Genomic DNA, 218 nt, shown 5'->3' on the forward strand with positions numbered 1-218 from the left:
CCGGTGTCGCGGATGTAATCGTAGTGATACTGCAGGGTGTCGTCCATCTTCTGAACGAAGGCCGCGCCCTTTTCCGCGTAACCTGGGACGTGTTCAACGACGTCCTTGGCCAAGTGGAACCGGTCGAGCTGGTTCAGGACCCGCATGTCGAACGGTGTCGTGATGGCGCCTTCCTCACGGTAGCCGTGAACAAACAGATTGTGGTTGTGACGATCGAA

At 57.3% G+C, this 218-nt stretch carries 1 protein-coding gene; it reads right to left on the minus strand.

Annotated features, from left to right (window positions below; translation table 11 throughout):
• Positions 1-218, minus strand: a 218-nt coding sequence (locus FC75_RS12350) for a phosphoketolase family protein (protein ID WP_156403639.1), incomplete at both ends; no start/stop codon positions are given.

It is taken from the genome of Lacticaseibacillus camelliae DSM 22697 = JCM 13995 (genome assembly GCF_001436615.1).
Classification (GTDB): Bacteria; Bacillota; Bacilli; order Lactobacillales; family Lactobacillaceae; genus Lacticaseibacillus; species Lacticaseibacillus camelliae.